Annotated in this window: 17 protein-coding genes and 2 pseudogenes; 3 read left to right on the forward strand and 16 right to left on the reverse strand. The window is 66.6% G+C overall.

Going from position 1 to position 19547, the window contains the following annotated elements; genetic code table 11:
- Positions 1 to 95 precede the first annotated feature (95 nt).
- The 15 genes and pseudogenes from ACWEJ6_RS45625 to ACWEJ6_RS45695 form a co-directional block, all read right to left on the reverse strand.
- The gene (locus tag ACWEJ6_RS45625) at positions 96 to 317 is read right to left on the reverse strand and encodes an integrase core domain-containing protein (protein ID WP_452431653.1); all 222 of its coding nucleotides are present in this window, start codon (positions 315 to 317) and stop codon (positions 96 to 98) included.
- A gap of 34 nt (positions 318 to 351) precedes the next feature.
- Positions 352 to 1648: pseudogene (locus tag ACWEJ6_RS45630) on the reverse strand (IS256 family transposase).
- 103 nt (positions 1649 to 1751) lie between these two features.
- The gene (locus ACWEJ6_RS45635; RefSeq protein ID WP_452431654.1) at positions 1752 to 2042 is read right to left on the reverse strand and encodes a hypothetical protein; all 291 of its coding nucleotides are present in this window, start codon (positions 2040 to 2042) and stop codon (positions 1752 to 1754) included.
- A 5-nt stretch (positions 2043 to 2047) separates the two neighbouring features.
- A complete protein-coding gene (locus ACWEJ6_RS45640; RefSeq protein ID WP_452431655.1) occupies positions 2048 to 2605 on the reverse strand; it encodes a helix-turn-helix domain-containing protein in 558 nt (185 codons plus the stop codon).
- A gap of 284 nt (positions 2606 to 2889) precedes the next feature.
- Positions 2890 to 3615 carry a hypothetical protein gene (locus tag ACWEJ6_RS45645; RefSeq protein WP_452431656.1) on the reverse strand — a complete coding sequence of 242 codons (726 nt, stop codon included), beginning with the start codon at positions 3613 to 3615 and terminating at the stop codon, positions 2890 to 2892.
- Between the two features lie 76 nt (positions 3616 to 3691).
- Positions 3692 to 5737: a hypothetical protein gene (locus ACWEJ6_RS45650; protein WP_452431657.1), complete on the reverse strand. Its 2046-nt coding sequence runs from the start codon at positions 5735 to 5737 to the stop codon at positions 3692 to 3694.
- Between the two features lie 120 nt (positions 5738 to 5857).
- Positions 5858 to 6787, reverse strand: coding sequence for a hypothetical protein (locus tag ACWEJ6_RS45655; RefSeq protein WP_452431658.1), 930 nt, complete (start codon positions 6785 to 6787; stop codon positions 5858 to 5860).
- Between the two features lie 893 nt (positions 6788 to 7680).
- Positions 7681 to 8184, reverse strand: coding sequence for a tyrosine-type recombinase/integrase (locus ACWEJ6_RS45660; RefSeq protein WP_452431670.1), 504 nt, complete (start codon positions 8182 to 8184; stop codon positions 7681 to 7683).
- The gene (locus tag ACWEJ6_RS45665) at positions 8091 to 9686 is read right to left on the reverse strand and encodes a site-specific integrase (RefSeq protein WP_452431659.1); all 1596 of its coding nucleotides are present in this window, start codon (positions 9684 to 9686) and stop codon (positions 8091 to 8093) included. The genes ACWEJ6_RS45660 and ACWEJ6_RS45665 overlap by 94 nt, the downstream gene beginning before the upstream one ends.
- A gap of 1274 nt (positions 9687 to 10960) precedes the next feature.
- A complete protein-coding gene (locus tag ACWEJ6_RS45670) occupies positions 10961 to 11827 on the reverse strand; it encodes a hypothetical protein (protein WP_452431660.1) in 867 nt (288 codons plus the stop codon).
- Positions 11828 to 11862: 35 nt separating this feature from the next.
- Positions 11863 to 12030 (reverse strand): hypothetical protein, encoded by a 168-nt coding sequence (locus tag ACWEJ6_RS45675; protein WP_452431661.1) that lies wholly within the window; start codon positions 12028 to 12030, stop codon positions 11863 to 11865.
- A 1281-nt stretch (positions 12031 to 13311) separates the two neighbouring features.
- Positions 13312 to 14298, reverse strand: coding sequence for a helix-turn-helix domain-containing protein (locus tag ACWEJ6_RS45680; protein WP_452431662.1), 987 nt, complete (start codon positions 14296 to 14298; stop codon positions 13312 to 13314).
- Between the two features lie 711 nt (positions 14299 to 15009).
- Positions 15010 to 15489, reverse strand: coding sequence for a hypothetical protein (locus tag ACWEJ6_RS45685; RefSeq protein WP_452431663.1), 480 nt, complete (start codon positions 15487 to 15489; stop codon positions 15010 to 15012).
- 335 nt (positions 15490 to 15824) lie between these two features.
- The gene (locus ACWEJ6_RS45690; RefSeq protein WP_452431664.1) at positions 15825 to 16097 is read right to left on the reverse strand and encodes a hypothetical protein; all 273 of its coding nucleotides are present in this window, start codon (positions 16095 to 16097) and stop codon (positions 15825 to 15827) included.
- A 417-nt stretch (positions 16098 to 16514) separates the two neighbouring features.
- Positions 16515 to 17795: a LuxR C-terminal-related transcriptional regulator gene (locus ACWEJ6_RS45695; protein ID WP_452431665.1), complete on the reverse strand. Its 1281-nt coding sequence runs from the start codon at positions 17793 to 17795 to the stop codon at positions 16515 to 16517.
- A gap of 143 nt (positions 17796 to 17938) precedes the next feature.
- Between ACWEJ6_RS45695 and ACWEJ6_RS45700 the strand changes: the two genes are divergently transcribed.
- A complete protein-coding gene (locus ACWEJ6_RS45700; RefSeq protein WP_452431666.1) occupies positions 17939 to 18190 on the forward strand; it encodes an alcohol dehydrogenase catalytic domain-containing protein in 252 nt (83 codons plus the stop codon).
- 12 nt (positions 18191 to 18202) lie between these two features.
- On the opposite strand, the gene ACWEJ6_RS45705 is transcribed toward ACWEJ6_RS45700, so the two are convergent.
- The gene (locus ACWEJ6_RS45705) at positions 18203 to 18502 is read right to left on the reverse strand and encodes a hypothetical protein (protein ID WP_452431667.1); all 300 of its coding nucleotides are present in this window, start codon (positions 18500 to 18502) and stop codon (positions 18203 to 18205) included.
- 148 nt (positions 18503 to 18650) lie between these two features.
- Here ACWEJ6_RS45705 and ACWEJ6_RS45710 point away from each other — a divergent pair.
- Positions 18651 to 18869 (forward strand): annotated as a pseudogene (locus ACWEJ6_RS45710) (zinc-binding dehydrogenase); the annotation flags it as partial.
- A 10-nt stretch (positions 18870 to 18879) separates the two neighbouring features.
- Complete coding sequence (locus ACWEJ6_RS45715; protein WP_452431668.1) at positions 18880 to 19344, forward strand: luciferase domain-containing protein; 465 nt, start codon at positions 18880 to 18882, stop codon at positions 19342 to 19344.
- The last annotated feature ends 203 nt before the right edge of the window (positions 19345 to 19547 follow it).

Here is a 19547-nt window from a genome sequence, read left to right on the forward strand (position 1 = left end):
AAGCCCATCCCCCATCTCGAGCGATTCAGTCCCTACAATCCTGTAGGGCGTCAAAACTTGCGCGTGTGGTTTGAGCTGGGGTTTCTCCGGCCGGGCTATGCGGCTCGGCGGTATTCGTTGATCACTCCTCCGTGTACCTTGTGGCGTTCGATCCGGCCTTCCATCGGCACCACGACATGCTCATCTTGATCGGGTGGTCGCTGCCCACGAGCCTGATGTGGCCGATGCGCGTTGTAGTGATCGATGTACTCGTTCAGGATCGAGCGCAGATGTCGTTCGCCGTAGATCAGCATTCGGTCGGTGAACTCGGCTCGCACGGGAGCAATCGTCAATACCTGTGGACCAAGATCTTTAGGCGGCTGCCGGCTGCTCCTCAACGGCCGGTGATTCCTCGGGCCGCTCGATGAGCTTGCCCTTGCGGAACTTCGCCCCAGCGCGGACCAGGGCGACGAGGTGAGGTGCGTTGACCGCGCGCCAGCGGGCCTGAGCCGACTCGATCAGCTTGAAGGCCATCGCGAGCCCGGCAGCGCGTGAGCCCGGCCCCTTGGTGACCTTGGTCCGGTGCCGGACGGTGGCGAAGGTGGACTCGATCGGATTGGTGGTGCGCAGATGCACCCAATGCTCGGCGGGATAGTCGTAGAAGGCGAGCAGTTCGTCGAGGTCGTCGACCACCTTGGCGACCGCCTTGGGGTACTTGACGGCGTAAGCGGCCTGGAAGTCCTTCACCGCGGCCTGGGCGTGCTCCTTGTCCTCGGCGGATCTCGGCCAAGTGCTTCTTGGCCGCCGGGTGGGCCGACTTCGGCAGCGCCCCCAGCACGTTTGAGATTTTGTGAAACCAGCACCTCTGCTCCTTGGCCTGCGGAAACACCTCCCGCAGCGCCGACCAGAAGCCGAGCGCGCCATCACCGATGGCCAGCACCGGGGCGCGCATCCCGCGCCGCTTGCAGTCGCGCAGCAGGTCGGCCCAGGACTCGGTGGACTCGCGATAGCCGTCGGACAGGGCGACGAGTTCCTTGAGGCCGTCGGCGCGCACACCGATCATCACCAGCAGGCACAGCTTGTGCTCTTCCAACCGGATGTTGACGTGGATGCCGTCCACCCACAGGTAGACGTAGTCCACCCCGGACAGGTCACGGGCGGCGAAGACGCGCTGCTCGCCCTTCCACTGCTCGGTGAGCCTGGTGATGACCGAGGCGGACAAGCCGCTGGCCGAGCCGAGAAACTGCCCCAACGCGGGGACGAAATCGCCTGACGACAGCCCATGCAGATACAGCAACGGCAGCACCTCGGTGACCTGCGGCGTCTTACGCGCCCACGCCGGCAAGATCGCCGAGGAGAACCGCTTGCGCTCGCCCGTCTCCTCATCGATGCGCTTATCGTTGACCCGCGGGGCGGTGACCTCGACCGCGCCGGCCGCGGTAAGGATCTCGCGCGGCGCGTGGGAGCCATTGCGCACCACCAGGCGGCGGCCGTTCTCGTCGCGCTCCTCGGCGAAGGCGGCGATGTAGGCGTCCACCTCGGCCTGCAACGCAGCGGCGAGCATCCGGCGGGCGCCCTCGCGGACGATCTGATCGATCAGTGAGGAAGATCCGGCGGAGCCGGGGTTGCGGTCGTCAGCGGGCAGTTCGGGCACTACGGTGAGCGGCACGGGTGTGCCTTCCCGACCGACGTTGGCGCGTCGGCCTTATCTCGAAACCACATCGGATGATCCGGGAAGGTACACCCCTTCCCGGCAGATCCACAGGTTTCGATCATTGCTCTCGCACGGTCCGGATCCAGCGCTCGGCATAGCAGTTCGCCGTCGGTGTCCGCGGCGGTGTCTTCAGCACCGTGATGCCAACGGCGGCGAACACCTCATCGAAGACGGCGGTGAACTTGGCGTCTCGGTCGCGGATCAGGAAGCGGAACGACGCTGCTCGCTCGCCGAGATCGATCAGGAGATTGCGGGCCCGCTGAGCGGCCCACGCGCCGGTCGGGTGGCAGGTCACGCCCAGGAGGTGGACACGTCGCGTGCGGACCTCCATCACGAACAACACGTACAAGCGCTTCAGGAAGATCGTGTCAACATGGAAGAAATCGCAAGCCAGGGGCCTCTCGCCTGTGACTGTAAGAAGGTCCGCCAGGAGGTGTCGAGATGTCGGGGCGCCGGGCCGAAGCTGCGCGAGCGCAGGATGCGCCGTACGGTCGCCTCGCTGACCTGGAAGCCAAGCCGCACCAACTCGCCGTGCACCCGTCGATGGCCCCATCGGGGGTTTTCCCACGCCAGGCGAATGATCAAGTCTCGAACTTCCGTGGTCGTTCCTGGACGCCCGGGCCGATGCGGGTAGGTCCAGGCCCGGCGCAGCAGACGTCGATGCCACGCCAGCAACATCGCCGGGGTGACCAGCCGATGAGCGCGCAGGACCGCCGGCAACCACCGGGCCAGCGCCGCGAGAACGGCCCGATCGGCCCAGTCCGGCCGCGGGCGTCCAACCTGGCGCCGCAGCACCGCCACCTCGTGACGCAACACTATGATCTCCGCGTCCTTTGACGCTTGGCTGCGGCCCAGCAACATCAGCCAGCCGAACCCTCGAAGCGCGATCAGATAGAGCAGGCCGACAAGCACACGACGCGATCTTGCCTGCGTGGCCGGACTGCGTCAAACCACAGGTCACAGCCACTGTGGCTGTATTTTGACGCGGTACAGGATCGGGCAAGGTGCAGGTCGAGCTGCCGGCGCCTACATTCGGCGCTCGGCTACCGACCACCTTTCGAAGTGCTCAACGAGTCCCTTTCGACCCCGACAGCCGCATGGGCTACGCCCATAAGACGGCTGTCCGGAATCCTCGTGGCCCCTCACTTGGTGCTGGTTGCAAAGCTGTTCGTGCTGGTCAGGACTTGAAACAGTGTTCAGTCTATAGGAGGCAGCGGTTGAGAAGTTCGCGGCGATAGGACTGTACTCACCTCTCGGTGATCGACTTCACTCGGGCCCCCGCTGCTGGGCTGGACATCGCTTTTGCCGATGAGTTGATCGGCAAGATCTTGCCATTTTGCAGTGGTCAGCAACATGTGAGCCATAAGACGCAGGTCCTGCATTTTGCTTGGGTCATCCAGGGCGCGTTGTGCGGCCGTTGCAAATATCTGGGCAAACCGGCTCGCGGCGTCCTCGGTATTGTCGTTGATCATGGGACGGACCACCGTGTCGAAGGAGTCCCATGACTCGAGCAGCTCGCCTTGGCTGAGGTGCTGCTGGAACCACCAGACTCGGGCTATCCGTACATTCGTCAGTGCCGTTTTCTTGAGGTGATCGAGCCTGTCGCCGGCAAGTGTCCGTTCGAGGTGGGCGGCGCGCAGCGCTTCCTCATAGACGACGGCTCGTTTTGCGTTCTCGCCGGTGAGCGTCAGTGTGATGCGCGCCTTGATTCGCATGCCCGAATGGTCCTTGGCCTGCTGCCATGAAGCGAGATCGAGCGCGAGCCGCTGCTCTATTTTGAATACTTCTCTGGGCGAGCGGCACGAGGTACGTGCGGCGGCCACGCTCCAGACCTCGGCCAGAGCGGCGGCTCGCGCCGCCATGGCCGAGGTCAGCGTGCACTCTGCTCCGCCGTATCTGAACCAGACGCGCCCATCCGCCATGACGTGGATCCCGGGTACACATGTCGGCAAGGCCGTACGGAATGCGGCACTTCGCGGCCACGGCAGGAGCCGCATATCACTCAGCCCGTGCTGCTGCCTCGGAGGCCGGTCCCCCGGCAGCCGGCGGGTAGAGGGCCCTGGTGAGGATCTCATGCCAGAGAGTGCCAGGATCAGGGAGCTTCTCCTGTGACAGGAATCTCTTGATGTCCTGGTATCGGTCACCGGCAAATACCGCGCCGAGTATGGCTACCACCACGTGTCTTGGGAGTGCGCCCTTATCGGCTTGGTCGACCCAGTTCCGGATGATGGTGTCGGCTGCTGCTGTGGCCTCGGGCTCTCCCAGAGCCTGGCGAATGCAGTCGATGACCATGGTCTGGGTGTCCTCGGCTTCGAGCTCGCGCCCATTCTCACCGAAGAGCAGCTCGCTACCGACGCCGGTGGAAGCCAGCGCCATGAAGGCCACCAGACCGGCGCGGGGGTGGCGGTCGTCGGTAAGCCACGATGTGACCGCGGCGCGTACGAGCTTCGGATGTGTCTCAGTCAGAGAGACCCATGCCTGAGCGACCGCCTGGCTGCCGAATGCCGAGTGCTCGCCGGCCAAGCGGAGCCGCGCCAACGCACGGAGGGGCATTTCGGCACCAAAGGAGCCACCGCAGACCTCGGCTACGAGGTCGATCACTCCTTGGGCAGGTGAGTCGTACAGCCAGGTATAGAGGCGGCCACGCACGTAGGGACCGGAGCGCTTGTCCAGGGCGGCCGCCGACAGCGCTCGGACCGCCAAGGAACGGCGCCGAGGAGCCAGCGTGTCACGCAATTGTTTGAATACCTCCCCTGCGCGATGGTGGGCCCCAAGTTCTACCAGGGCGTCAACGATCCGCTCAGCATCGTCTACGGGCAGTTCGGCCGCCTGATTGGTGGCCCAGCTCACGAAGCGCTTCTGCTGGGTGGGGAACTCACGCCAGAAGTGGCGGAGGACAGCCGGTGGAAGCCCATGCTTGTCCGGCGGGAGTTGGACGCGATCTCCGGCTTCCTCGATGCGTGCGGCGTCGAATCGCTCGGACGATATGTCCCCGCCTAGGATCTGTGCTGGACTGCGCTTGTCCCCCAATTGTCCGATCAGTGCGTCCGACATCCGGAGCACCGACTCACGGCGTCCGCCATCGCATAGTGCGCCAGCCCAGAGGACGATCCTGGCGTGTAGCGTGCCAGGAAAGTTCGCGAACCAGGATGTCCAACCTCTGTATTCATCGATGATGGGTTGAGGATCGGCATCAGGAGAGGCAGCGATCCTCTTGGCGAGCCGGCAGGCGTCTTCGGCTTTGGGGGTGGAGTCCCAGATCGGCTGGAATCTGTGGTCGTCGACCGTACCGCTGCGATGCGCAGCCTTGAGCACAGTCAGCTCCCGTTTCACCAGCGTCTTCGCGTCCGGGGAGCCGAGTGGCACCACCGCATCGCCGGCTTCGTCGGCCCATGGACCGCTCCAGGCACTCCCAGTGGTAATAACTACGAGGTAGGAGTCCTGTTGCTTGCGCCGCCCCGCCCACTGAAGGAGTGCAATGCCGAAGCCCTTCTTCGGTGACTTCTCGGCGGGCTCGGACATATCCAGCAGGTACCCTCCCGCAGGCACATCTTGCAGACACTTCACGTTGGGCCTCTGCCAGGCGGTTTCCAGGTCGTACAAGGGGGATCCATTGCACTGGTCGGAGAGGAGGCGCAGGGCGGCGGTGCGCCGACCGCTACCGGCCGGTGCAAGAAGCACGACGATCCCATGGCTGGCGAGTGTCGTCGCCGCGTCCTCCCATCCCGAGGCCGGCGGCACGAAGCGTCCTTCTGCGCACGCGGCTAGGTCCTTGTCGGGAACAGGAGTGGGTTCCACGTGGTCCCCGGAGTAGTAGTGGAAGTCTTGCATCCAGGCGGCGAAGGTGGTGTTTCTTTCTCCATCGACCGTGACGGAGATCCCGGTGGTCGCCCCGACCTCCGAAGGGGACGGGGTCCTCTTATCGATCTCAGCAGGGGAGGCCTCGGGGGCGATGTCATCGAACACCTCAGGAGCGGGCTCGGCCTCCCGTAGAGAGGGCTCGCTGCCGTCACTGGTCGCTAGCGGGGGGTTCTCGGAGTCCACCTCGAGATGTTCGGGCTGGGGAGGGGCCGAGGAGGTGCGGTCATCGTAATTGGGGGCGGAGATTCCTGCGGGGGACATGCCGTTCATGCTCTACCTCGATGTCGATTTTGGATGGGTTGTTCAGAGGCTGCGGAAGTCTAGGTTGTGGAATGTTTGAGTTTCGGCCACCCAAGTCGGTCCCGATCCCTTGGTGGTGACCGATATTTTCGTGGTTTTCTTGTTCTCGTCTGGTGCGGGATCTGTTGACTCTCGCCCATCCTGGACGAGTTGAAGGCCGAACCTGCTTCGGAGCACGCGGCGCAGAGATGGCGCATCTATCTGACCGGCCCGTGGTCCATATTCCTGTGCCAGATCGGAGAGGTGCGCGAATAGGTCGACGGCGTTTACTTGGCCGGCAAAACCTGCTTCGAGCTGATCCATTTCCGATCGTGTATCACGACCATCCGGTCCCAGATCGACTTGCCAGACATGCAGGGCGCCGAGTACTCGATGAGCGAGAGCTGCCGCCTCGTCTTCTTCTTGCGCCGCGGCCGCCGACGCAACCGCGGCGACGACGTGGGCGTGGCGATCTCTTATCCGACCGCTGGTGACGTACTCACCCAGTAGCGCGTGCAGAGATTGATGATCCGGCACCGTTCGGGCCATCTCGGTGACTTCTCTTAGCTCGGCGAGATCATTCACTGGTCCTCCTGCGACCAGGCCGAGACGGAGGGCGCCATCAGCGATCTCGGCTTCTTTGTCTCGAACGGCTCTCAAGGCAGCGGCCATAACCTTGATGAAGTCTTCGTCCTTGCCCCGGATATGGATCTTCTGCTTCACCTGTATCTGGATGCGCGGCCCGGTTGGAGCAGGGCGAGCGTAAGCGACGAGGTCGTCGAAGGGATGGCCGGTCACTTGCTGCTGCAGCCCGACGCGGTCGAGTGGAAGCTGAATCGCAATGGGGACATGCGCGCCTCGCAGGAGACGGCTGAGCATGATGGCGGCGAACTGATACTCGAAAATTGTTCCGGCTCCTCCAGTAGCTTTGGGGGAAGAGAGTCGATCATTCACTTGGACCACCCACCTGTTCTCGCGAGCCTCTTGAGCTGTCGCGGTCAGCGTACGAGCTCCCACCGACAAAAATGGCGCCGCGGAGACCGCCGAGATGAGCGAGCAACGAGCCGTTCTTATCGCGCCGCCCAATATGTGCAATTTGTATAGCCAGCAATGCGTCGCATAACTGAAACTATTCGAACTTGTATGCGATAGAATCGCCGGGATGCATGAAGGGGTTATCGAGCCCCGTGATGCACGAACTGACTTTCGATCGCTAACCAGGCGGGCGGGCATGTCGGCTGCCAGCAGCCCAACAACGACCTCGCCACCAGGCCGCGGGTCATGTTCGCATCAATGACACGTCATCTCCGCCCGCGGCCGAGAACCGCGTGCCGGTGGCTGCTCGGTGGTTGCTCGTACGCGTTCGATCCGCCGAGAAGCTCGGGCTTTCCCCACGAAGGCCTGACCATACGCCATCCTGCTAAAGCATGGACAAATACCATATAATGCCGATAGTAAAAACGCGCGGTTGCTCGGTGGTTGCTCGCGTGAACGCGGTACGGCACAGCATCTACCGTCACTTCCCGACACGGCAGCGGGGAGAATTCCGGCCACAGCCACAGAAAACAGCACCCCGCGACACTGAACGGCATCGAGGGAACCGACTCATAATCCGTGGGTCGTGGGTTCAAGTCCCACCCGCCCTACTCTTCAACACCACATCCGACCTGGGGTTTCTCGGTTCTCGTCACCCTCGGATCTTGCCGTTGATCACGGCTGGTTGCTCCGTCGTTGCTCTTGTGTGCGGACCGTGTACGCCGGTAGATCATTCAGACCGCCCTCGTCAGTTCAGACCCCGGCGACGACCACCAGAAGACCAAGACAGAAGGCCTGCACGACCCCGCCCGTCAGCGATGACCTGTTGCAGGGGCAAGTCCCGCCCCAAGCCGCCCCGTCGGGTTCGACAGGCATTTCCAACCAGCAGATAAAAGATCCGCTGCTTCTCTCAGGCGATCGTCCCGATGCGCTTGCAGGATGGGCCAAGGGATTGATCGGCTGCATATCCCGCACAGCGCTGAATAGAAAAGCAGGCCCGCCGAAAAGTCGGCGGGCCTGCTGCGTCCGGTGGTTCGGGTGGTGCTGTGGCCGGTGTGGTTCGGCAGTGTGATCAGCCGGGCGCTATGGGCGCCTGCGGCTGCGGTGTTGATGAGGGCGGCGGTGGATTCGGCGGCGGCGCGGGCCACCTCTGGGTAAACGCTGGTGTAGGTGTCTCGGGTGAAGGTGGATGACACATGCCCGAGCGTCTCCTGCACGACCTTCAGATCGACTCCGGCAGCGAGCATGATCGACGCGGCGCCGTGGCGGAGGTCGTGCAGCCGCACCGGTGGCAACCCCGCCTGGAAGGCCAGCAGGTAGAACTGGTCGCTGACCTGCTGCGGATGCAGTGGCCGGCCGAGCTCGTCGTGAAGGCGAACCCGCTGTCCGTCCACGCCTCCCCCGCGGCCAGCCGCTCGGCCGCCTGCCGTTTGCGATGTGCGCGTAGCGCCGTGACGGTGTCGGCGTCCAAGGCGATGGCGCGATCGCTGGCCTCGGTCTTCGGCCTGCCCTGCACCGGCTCCCAGCCCAGCTGGGTGATCTGCCAGTGCACCCCTGCCGTTCCAGCGGCCAGGTCGACGTCCTTCCAGCGCAGCCCGACCGCCTCACCCCGGCGCAGCCCGCGCAGCGCGATCAACCGATACAGCGCGAACAGCCGATGACCGGCCGCCTGGGCGAGGAAGGCGAACGTGTGCGAGGGCGTCCACACCATCACCGGCGACGGCCGCGCCACCGACGCATACACGTTGATCATGTGGGCACGGCTGAGCCGAGCGCCGCGCCGCCGCTGCTCGACCTCCAGCCGCTCCTGCAGATCCCGGTTCCAGGCGGCGACCCGCTCGTCGGTCCACACCAGCGCCTTCGGGCGCTCGGCGTCAGGGAGTTCGACGACCGCGGCCGGGTTGAAGTCGATCAGCCGATCCTGCTTGATCGCGATGTTCAGCGCATGCCGCAAGGTGGCGCGGATGCGGTGCATGGTGGCCGGACCGACCGGCCGTCGATACCGTACCTGGGCCCGCTCCTCATGGTCACCACTCGTGCGGGCGGTGGTGATGACGTCGTTGAACTCCTCGATCGCATCGAACATGCCCGCCACATCCGACACCCGGAGCCGATCAAGCCGGATGTCGCCGAGGTAGGGGGTGAAGTACAGGCGGATGTGCGCCTCGTACGACCGGCGCGTGGTGGCGTCGATCTTCCGCTTACGGCGCAGGAACTCCTCCATCCACTCGGCGACTGTGACGGTGGGGTTGAGGTCCTGGCGGGTACGGACCTTGCGCCGCACCTCCTCCACCGGCGGCAGCGCCTTGCTGTCCTTGAGCGTGGCCAGCATCAGCTCGGTGATCTTGCGCTGCACGTGCGGATCCTCATCCAGCGCCAGCAGCGCCCGGGCCTGCTCCAGGTCAGCCTCGACCTCCTCCAGGCTGGCGAAGCCGCGACGCCGCAGGGGGTTACGCCGCCGACCGTCAGCGTGTGCGGGCAGCTCCAGCTGGTAGGCCCACGTGCCGTGGGTGCTGCTCCACCGCTCCCCGCCACCGGGGCGGCGCAGCCTCGGGCACGCCTTACCCAGCCTCTTGCCGGTCACCTCGTCCCGGCAGGAACACGTCTTGAAGGTGGTTCCGTTCATCTGCGTCGTCTTGCCCTTCTTCTCCAGATCGACTGCTGACCGCGTCGCCGCCGCTCGACGGCGCCTTTCCTTCGCACCCCCAACGACCGGCTGGACACGCCATCGCCCGTGGGCGATGCGTCCTACACGACCCGACCAACGGATTCCCCTACGCATCGCATAGGCCGCGCCGCAGGCCGTATTGCCGCCCACCAATGGGCAGCGGCGTCCAGGGCGGGATGGCAGCCGTTCCCTGACGGGCATACGCCCGGGACGGCCTTGGGGACCCTAGGGGCCATTGGTCGGGGGCGGTGGTATCGACACCCACCTTCACCACCCACGTCAAGCGATATCCGCTGGTCACGTTCCCTGGGCCACACCCACGATCCCGCCGAGCACGCCACCGGCCTGGCCTCCTGGACATCGGCCGGCCGCAGATGGCCCCGCTTGCCCGCATGACCGCCTCCCGGCCGTCATGGCTGGAACCTTGCGGGAAGGCTCGGCTAAGCGGAAGGAAAGTACTGTCCGCATCCTCGTCCCGATCCGGCGGGCGAACATTGCCTCGGTCACTTACCTAAATACCGACCCGAACAACTGAGTCAGGACAGCGCGGCAGGCCACGCCTTGGTCAAATCGACGTAGGACCCCGCTCCGATCGACCCGAGCACCACAAGCCACAGCGATCTCAGAGCCCTAACCAGAGACACAGCACGTCATACCCACGGCAGCAGCAACGCCAGAAAACGCCCGGCCATGGGGCGGGGGACTCAACCGAGAGCGGGCCTCTGCTCAATCCCGCGTCGCCCGCCCCTCTCAGACATCTCCACCTATTCCTGCGGCTCGCCGGGCCTACCTCCCCGGCCTTCTCCTGCCACCCGGCTCCGCAGCCTGCGCCAAACGCCGCTCCTCAAGCAGATCGAGTTGTGGGACTTGGGCGCGGATGAGCCGTCAATCCGCAATGACGTCGAAGCTGAGATGCGCGATATCGCGATCGCACTGCCTCGCTACGTTTTCCTGGAAACGAGCAATGGCCTGACGACACTTCGCCTTTATGGCTGGGCGTAGCACATAAACGTGTCGCGAGGCCATGTTCAGGCGAGCTACGCCCACAGAGGGCGTTCTGTAACTCTCCACCCAGTCTGAGTTAGCCGATGCGTTCTCGACTGATGGGACGCGAGCAGGCTCGATGAGGCCGGGCGGTCGAGGGCACCCCGAGGTGCAGATGGCAGACGCAACCCTTGATGATCAATGGGTGTCTGGCGGACCCGATCAAGACGGTGACCGCGGACACGACGAGCAGACACCCCGACGGCCTGCTCCGCTCGGCGCTCATGCTCCGACCATCGGGGCCGACGGCCCCTGCCTGTCAAGGACGAGAACACACCGCCCGCGCCGGCGGGCACGTCGCGCTCCTTGGACAACCCGGACTCGCCGGGTCATGACGGCCTGCCGGCGACCTGGGAGCGAGCCCGGCGCCGAGGCGTCGGTCAGGAACGGCGTGGGTCGTAGTTCCGGAACTCAGCCAGGCGAATGTCGCTCCGCATGAGCAGCGGGAGCCCGCTGCTGGAGTCCAGGACCACCCGGCGGCCCAGGGGCTCGCGCAACGTGACGCCGATCCGGTCGATCTTCCCCATCGCATTGCAGAATTCCACCTCGTCCCGCCGGACGTCGACGTCCACGACCACAACTTCGGCCGTCTCATGAACGTGCGAGCCGTACGTCGTGTCGCAGGTGCCGTGCAGATAGCTCAGCTGAAGATCCGTCGGCGCGCGCACCTCGTACGTCTCCACCTCCTGGATCCCGTCGGCCAGCGGTCGCGGTGGCCCGCCCATCGCGGCCGGGTCCACGGCGACCCGCCGGATCGGCGCCGGCACGCCCTTTACGGTGAACTCCCACGTGGGCACCCGCACGTCTCCCCGGCTGCTGGGCGTCGTGGCCTCGCCGCGCGCGACCGCGATCACGCGCAGCGGCCGGCAGCCGTCGGCGGGACACTCCTCGTCGGCGAAGGACTTGGGCTTGCTGAGGCCCGCGTAGACGGCCGTGGCGGCCAGCACCGGCACGCTCATGGTGCCGCCGCCGGCCCAGCGCAGTTCGGCAGGAGCGGGCACCTCGGCCGGCAGCTCGGTCTCCAGCTTCCAGGCGCTGTTCATCATGCTCCGTCCGACCCAGTGGGGCATGCGCGCCCCATCGAGTTCCAAGGTCAAGTTGCGCAGCGGGACGTATCCCTGGGTCCAGGGCCCGCGCTCGGCCGAGCTCCGCCAGCGTTCGGCGATGTGCCGGGCCCGGCCGGTGAACGGGTCGGCCCTGACCGACGCGTCGATGGAGCCGCAGGCCGCCGTGAGCGTAAGGAGCACTACGGCTGGAAAGATCCGCATATCCGGTAGACGTATCAACGGGTGATGTGGTTGCTCGGCGTTCTCGTCGAGCCCTTCACGTCGGATGAGCCTCGGGGGCGCAGGGCGTACACGTTGCCGCCGCCGGTGTAGAGGAGACCGTCGGTGTAGACGAGGGCGTTCCCGGCGATGGCATCGCCGCCCAGCACGTCGCCGGTGCTCATGTGCCATCCGTGGTCGGAACCTGGTCGGCCTCCGGCCGATCGACCACTTCGACACTTGTACGGCCGGACGAACCAAGTGATCTTTCTGGCATGACAAACCGAGGAAAGACTGCTCTAGCCGGGCTAGGCGCCTTCACTCTGGTGGCGGGCCTGTTGTCCACCGCCCAGCCCGCTCTGGCCGCCAGCGCGAGCGCCTGCGTCAACAGCCCGAGCGCTACCAACTGCGATGGGCTCGACGCGGGACTCTCGGATAGCGATCCCCACGGCGGAGCCAGCTGCCTCCGAGGGGCCTTCCAGGTCGGCGACGGGGATCATGGGCCCAGTACTTTCCCGTTCGTCCCGAGCTACATCTATGGCCCTGTCTCAGGGCCTGTCGGCGTCCAGGTACAGCTGTGGTGGTCACCGAAGTGCCAGACGAACTGGACCCGCATAGTCTCCACAGGCTACAGAGGTCCGGCCTGGGTGAAGGTGATGCGCCTCAGCAACGGGCACGCGGAGGGCGAGTTCGTGAACGACCCAGAAGGCCTGACCGATTCCGTCACCGCTTGGGTCAGCCCGATGGTCTACGCCCCCAGCCCGGTCGAGTCCTGTGCCGGCGACAACGTGAGGTGGGGCGAGTGCCGGAGACAGTTGACCTGATTCGTGGCCATAAACAGCCGCCGCATTAACGCGTACGAAACCTCTGCGATCTTCACGCATGCCGCATGGACAGCCTCACCATCCCAAGTTCACTGGAGGGTCAGTGTCTCAACACAAACTGAGGCTCCTTGGAGTTGGCGTCCTCATGACGCTCACGAGCCTCACAGCTACCGCGCAGCCCGCGAACGCCGCCACCGCGAGCGCGTGTGTCAGCAACCCCAGCCCTGCCAACTGCGACGGGCTCGATGCCGGTATCCCCGACTACAAGACGAACGGAGGCGCTAGTTGCCTGCAGGACGCTCGCCAGGTTGGCCAGAGTGCCGGATATCCCTGGATTCCCGGGCTCTGGAACGGACCCGAGGGAATGGGCGTCAAGGTCGAGTTGTGGTGGTCGGATCGCTGCCAGAGCAACTGGGCTCGGGCTGTCCAAGTCTCCCAGTCACCGCCAGGCGGTACCGGAATAACCCTGCCCGCCATTCGGCGCGTAGGTGAGAGCGCCTGGATGCACGACGACGGGGGCTATCTCCACAACATCGGCGACGCATGGATCAGTCCTATGGTCTATTCCCCCGGTCCTGCGGAAGCAGGGTTCTTCATCGGCACCTTTTGGGAACGGGGTCCTGCGTACTGACAGTCCCGCAGTCATCGGGGAGGTGCCGTGCAGGGCGTCTCCCCGATTTCCGACAGCTTGCCGTCGATAAGCACCGCCCCGCGGGCGACCAGGCACCCGTCAGCGGTGCTCAACATCCCGGCCCAATGGGAATCGTGGAGGAATGCCTCGTCGACCCGGCTGGCTACACCGTCGGCCGGCCGTGCGACCTCCAAGAAGATTCTGATGCCCGGTGACTTGTTGTAGATCAGCGCTCCTGTCGGCATGAATCGCGGCCATCCGGTACGGCAGGCGGTCGAGTATCTCAACTCGAGGGTGCCCAGGACATCACGGCCGATCACGATCTCCTGGGCGGCGAGCGTCTCGACCGTTCCCTGTGAGCACCCTGCCCGGGCCGGGTCTGAACCATCCTGCTGAGGCTGGGCCGGTGTCGTGGGCAGCGGCAGAATACGGGTGGCATGGGGAGACCAAACCATCCCCAGAGCCTTGTCCGAAGAACGCCACCACAAGGCCGCGCCAAGGACAAGGACCAACGCGCCCAGAGCGGCGATCCACCAGAGCGACCGCCTCCACCGAGGCGGCACGGGATCATCGCCCTTCACCATCGAGTTCTTGGCGGCTTCGCCGCTTCCTTCCCCCACGGCTTCGGCGCTGGAGTCAACGACCCCCACGACGTTCCCGGCGATATCGTCGGCCGTGCCCGCCACGTCCTCCGCGCCAACAGCGGCCCTGGCCCGCAGATCGTCGACCTCACGGGCAGCCCTGTCCTCCAGGACCCGTTCCCGCAGCCGCACCAACTCGCCGTCCACCAACCCGAACTGTGCCTCATAGCGGGCAATCGTCTCGGCAGGAGGCACACGCCGTCCCTGTTCGTAGTCGGCGACGGTACTGTGCGAGCTCAAATACAGTGCCTTCGCCTGGGCTCGTTGTGATAACCCGTGAGCGACACGCAGTCGCCGCAGTTCCGCCCCCAACTCCACGGCTGCATGGCTCTGCGCCCCTACCTCCTTGTGCCCCATCGCCTGTCCCCTGCCCATCCGTACTGAAGCGGTCCAACCCTGTCAGGATCTTGGTGCGGACAGCAAGGGAGGCGATCCGGCAGTTTTCAGCGATGTTGAGGGTGGGGATCATGGAGAGGTTGGAGCTCCATAATAGTCCGGCGCGATAACACGATCTTTAGAGTTTCCGCAGGTCGCGGAGGCCATCCGCACCATGATCCATCTCATCGCTCATGACTTCTCCGCGTTCCTCGCCCCGGGCCGGCCAGAGCGGAGATGGGTGGCTCTGACGGTGCCCCCGCGTGGCCCTACCCCGCTGGGCTGGTTGGAGACCCGCCTCGACGTGGCTCTTCCCCGGCCGGCGGGCCGGACAGCCGTTGCGGCCCGAGTGGCTCGCCAAGCAGATCCGCCAACTCGGCATCTCAACTCTCCCCGCTCGCGGAGCCGCCCTTCGCCAGCACATCCAAGACAGCCCCGCCCCGATCATCGCCGACGCCCTCGGCTTCCACCCCTTCACCACGGCCAAGCTCGCCGCCGAGACCGGAACCGCCTCCAACCGCTACGCCCCAGGCGACCACACACTGTCACCGCTACCGCGGCCACCCCACCGAACTGACGACACTTGAATAAGCGAGCCCGCCAGTCCGGGACCCCTCTGATGCGGCGCGAGTTGCGGGCATGCGCACGTGGGCGCGGAACGGCTGTTCCGCGCCCACCGTCGATCCATCTGTTTCAGCAGCCGATCGGCGCATCCACCGTGACGGAGGCAGGGCCGTAGAAGCTGGGCCCGCCGGGACCCGCGGGTCCCTGGGACAGCTTGACCTCGGCGCGAATCGTCGATCCGCAAGGGGCGGTCGCGGTGGTGCCCTCAACGGTCACGGTGTTGTTCCAGATGCTCACCGACTGCTGCCGGGAGCCGAGGAACAGGCCACCGACGACTTGGCCGGACACCTCCACCTCTGCGCGCTGTGGGGTGATGACTCCGCCGGGGCCAGGTTCCGCAATGCCGGGCGCGCCGACTGTGCCGTAGAACCGCGCCTGAGTGCCCGTGAGATCCACGCAGGCTTTAGTGGAGAGACCCGAGATCAGGATGCTGTCACTGCAGGTGGTCGTAATCGTGGCGGCGGATGCCGGGCTGCTCAGCGCTAGCGCCCCCGCGGCCACCGCCCCTGCGGCGAATACCGCGGCTCCACGCTTGACGATCTGCTTCAACGATTTCCCCTTTGGTGATCGGGCGTGCAGCCTCGCGCCACACACAGCAGTAGCATGTCACACATGACATGATGAAGTGGTGAGCGCCAGGAGAACTGCCTGAGAACCCATGGGAAAAGGTTTGAGCGTTTAAATCGGGCGCTCCAAAACCGCAAAATCGGAAAATGGGATGGGCTCGAACGCGAAGGCGCAACCCCGGCCGTCAAACTCTCGCCCAGAAAGCGTCCGGGCTGCTTCGCGCCGTGCCTCACCTCCTGTATCTCACCCAAATGCGACCGGTGCAGGGAGTGGCGCTCTCCTCCGGCCGGGAGACGAGCTCTCACCTCGCATTCAATTCATTTCCCATTCATCTGCAGGAGCACTTCGCGACTCTCGGTTCCGCAGGGAAGCGGCGACAGCGGAAGCGGGTCACGTGGGCATGCCCACAGCTCGGTGAGCGCGGCCCCGATCGCGGCGTCGGCGACCTCGGCGAGCGGCCGGTCGCGGCCGAGCCGCGCGGTGACGCGGTCGATGGCCAAGGCGTAGGCGCGGTGCATGTTGGGGTTGGCGGTGGGGGCCGTGGCGAGGAAAGCGTCGAGGGCCGGATGGCCGGTGCCCCAAGGCGACAAGCGGCCTACTTGCCTTACGTGCCTGACAAGCTCACATCGTTGAGCTGCGGGAAGGGCTGCGAACCCAAGATAAACGATGGACGACTCACCGGCCCGCCAGCTCATCACGGACACGACACCCGCCGAAACGCGCGAAGCAAGTGAATACTCGAACGAGCCACCATTATGGTTCACAACATCGGTGTGGCCTTCGTCGTGCGTCGTCCAACTGATCCTGCTCGGGTCGGTGGTGCCACACCTGCGCGGCGTTCACATATCCAGCAGCCGATCAGCCTGCCCCATCATGAGCGCGCCCCTGCTGCTGAGTGCCGCGATCACCGCGCTCAGCACGGCCCCAGGATGTGAAACCTCCACGGCCGCTGTCGGCGTAGCGAGCACGGCGGCCGGGCGTTGCCCGGCGCAGTCAGGCTGGCGCAGTCAAGCCGGCGTGGTTAGACCGGAGGCATGAGCAAGGGCGGCGGCCTCGGTACGGGTGCCCACGCCGAGCTTGGCCAGGATGTTGGCCACGTGGAACTTCACGGTGTGTTCGCTGATCAGCAGGTCTTCGGCGATCTGCCGATTGCGCAGACCGCGCGCCAGCCGTTCGAGCACCTCGAGCTCGCGTGGCCTGAGCGCGGCCAGGGCGGCGTCCGAGGCCGGCGGTGCGGGCGGGGTGAGCGGCAGCGCGGCACTGATCGTCGCGCCCCAGCCGGGGACGGCGTCGAGGGAGAGACGGCCGTCCACGGCGGCTGCCAGCTCGGCCAGACGGCGCAGGGCAAGCGCGCCGGCCGTGAGCGTGCCCGGCCCGTCGTCGCGAACGACGAGGTGGAGCTCGGACTCCTCCGACTCCCAGGACACGCGAACTCTCCTCAGGCCGTCCTGCTCGAGCATGGTGACCACGGCGCCCCGTACCAGGGCCAGGGCGGTGTTGGCGATGTCGGACGGTAGGGCGCGGTCGCGGTCGCGCGGCCCGGCCAGCTCCAGCGACACCTGGCTGTGACGGGCCAGGGGTGCCAGCTTGCCTGCCAACCGGTCGAAGGACGCCCCGGCTGGCTCCTCGCTCAGCATGGAATTCAGGTCGGACGCGGCGCGCAACTCGATCAACGCTGACACGGCCAGGTCGGTGGCGGTGCGCCGGGCGGCGGCGTCGTCGAGCGTACGGCTGCGCAAGGTGCCGAGCAGGGATTGCAGTGTGCCGGCGTGAGTGCTGGTGAGCTCGGCGATGACGCGGGCCCGCTCGCCCGCGGCCACCCGGTTGCCGGTCAGGTCGGCGGGGGGCAGGTTCTCGGCGCGGTGCATCAGCTGCAGGGCGACCAGGTCCCACAGCCGCTGCACCAGCTCGGCTGGCGGGCCGGTGGGCGCGTCCCCGCCGACGGTCACCACCACGAGCAGGCCGCCGGAGGCCCCGGCCGGGCGGGAGGCGACAGCCAGCACCGGCAGGTCCTCGCCGGCCAGGCGCGCCCGGCCGGACCAGGGCCGGCCCACGCCGACCGTGCCGCCCACGCGGGCCAGCTCAGCGCTGGTGATCTTCTCGGTGATCGCCGTCTCGCCGTGGGCCTTCATAGGATGCCGGGCGCAGTCGCCGGTGAGCACGGTCACCGCCCGGTGCGGCAAGAACTCGGCCAGCGCCTGTGACAGCGGTTCGAGCATGGCGCCGGTCGGCGCCCGCAGCACGGATGCGGCTGCCGCCAGCGCGGTGTGCGGGTCGGGCAGGTCCATGCGCTGATGCTAGGCGACGCCGGGCAAGGGAGGTCGCTGCCCGTTCGGGTAGCAGGTGCCGCCCGGACGGACGGTGAGCGGGAGGGCGGGCGGCGAGCAGGCTTGCCCTGCCCGATTCGCCGCCACATCAGGAGCCGCTGATCATGAAAGCTCTCGTCGCCGCTGCCTTGGGCCCCCTGGAGCAGCTGCGCGTCCATGACGTGCCCGACCCGTCACCCGGCCCTGGCCAGGTGCGGGTCCGCGTGCGGGCTGCGGCGCTCAATCCCATCGACGTGAAGCTGGTCACGGGTGAGCTGCGTGCGATGTTCCCGGTGACGCACCCGTTCGTGCCCGGCGTGGGCCACCGGGGTGGTGGCGGCCGTGGGAGAAGGCGTGACGCGGTTCGCGGCCGGTGACGAGGTGATCGCCTACGCAGGCGTGGCCTCGGGGATGATCGCCGAGTATGCGCTGGTCGGCGAGGGGCCGAGCTCGTCCACCGGCCGCGCGCGCTGTCCCCGGTCAATGCCGCCGCGCTGCCCATGGCGGCGATGACCGCGCACTGTGTCCTGGCCGCCGCCGCCCCGGAGCCAGGCGACAGCGCGCTGGTCATCGGCGCGACCGGCGGCGTGGGCGCCCTTGTGGACCAGCAGGCCGCCGAGCTGGGCATACGCGTGCTGGCCACAGCGGCACCCGCCGACACGGCCTACATCCGCGCGCTCGGTGCGCACGAGACCAACGACCACACCGCCGTCGACACTCTGAGCGCGGCCCGGCGGCCGCACCCCGACGGGCTGGCCGTGGTCGTCGACCTGATCAACGCCGGTCCCGCACTCGCGTCCCCCCGCCGGGCTCGTACGGCCCGGCGGCCGGCTCGTCTCCACCCTGTACGGCCCGGCGGAGGTGGACGGGGTCGCGCCCGTCTACGTCCGGATGGAGGCATCGACCGGCGACCTGCACCGGCAGGCCGAACGAGTCGCGGCGGGCCGGATGAGCATCGAGGTGGCCGCGACCTACCCGTTCGACGAAGCCCCGCGGGCCATGCGCGACCTGGCCGAAGGCCAGTACACGCGCGGCAAGATCGTCATCACTTTCTGAGGAGTCCGTCATGCTGTCCCTTCCCACCCGCGCCGGGGACCGTCCCCGTACCGGCCCGTCCGTTCCGCACGTCCAGCTCAGCCAGAACAGCCCCGGCGAGATCCGCGAACAGCTCGCGCAGTGGATGAGCACCCGGCTTCCCGGCACCGAGATCAGGCCGAGCGAAGTCTCTGAGCCAGGCTCGCTCGCCTTCTTCCTGCACCAGGACGCGGTGCCGCCGCGGGGAGCGGTGCTCCTGCCGCCCCGCCTGGTCGACGAGTTCGCCCACGTCCACGTCGACGGCAGCCTGCACATGGCCCTGTCGCAGGAGGACCAGCAAGAGCTCATCGCCAAGGGCTGGGGCGAGCGCCATCCCCTGTACTCACCCACGATCAACGTGGTGATGCTCTACGGTCCCCGCAGCCCACAAGAGCTGGAGACTGCCAGGAGCGTCGTCGCGGCCTCCTACCGATACGCCACCGGCAGGACCCTGTAGCCGCCCGGCCCCGCAGTCAAGCCCTGGCCGCGTCGCCCGCCCGCGGCGCGGAGGTTGACCGCGGCGGCCAGCCAGGCACCGGGTGTGTGCTCCTGCCGCGAACGGCGGCGCCACCCCCTCCCCCTCCCCCTCCCCGGCACCGGCGACGATGCCGCAGTTGGCCCTCAACAGCAGCGCCAGGTCCGCGGAGGCGAAATCGGCCC

The organism is Nonomuraea sp. NPDC004702 (assembly GCF_053601695.1).